Annotated in this window: 1 protein-coding gene; it reads right to left on the reverse strand. The window is 64.4% G+C overall.

What is annotated here, in order from left to right; all coding sequences use genetic code 11:
* Positions 1-140: 140 nt before the first annotated feature.
* Positions 141-247, reverse strand: a 107-nt coding sequence (locus tag J5M71_RS29515) for a hypothetical protein (protein WP_243434408.1), incomplete at its 5' end; no start/stop codon positions are given.

Consider the following 247-nt stretch of genomic DNA (forward strand, 5'->3'; position numbering starts at 1 on the left):
TCGCGGTCGCGCAGGGCGCTGTCGCGGCGCAGTTGTTGGGCGACTTCTTCGGCAACGTTCAGGGCTTGGGTGTCGTCGGTAATGATGCTTGTAGTCATGGTGTTCTCCGGGGGCCGCTGCGCAGCCCCAAAGGCAGCAAGTCAGATCCAGGAATGCCGCGCTGGCAAGGTGCCGTTAAGGTGGTAAGCGCCGACCGCGTGGTACTTCCAGCGCACCGGGTCATGCAGGGTGTGCACCCGGGCATTGC

Origin of the sequence: Pseudomonas sp. 43(2021) (genome assembly GCF_017490805.1) — a bacterium.
In the GTDB taxonomy this organism is placed as follows: Bacteria; Pseudomonadota; Gammaproteobacteria; order Pseudomonadales; family Pseudomonadaceae; genus Aquipseudomonas.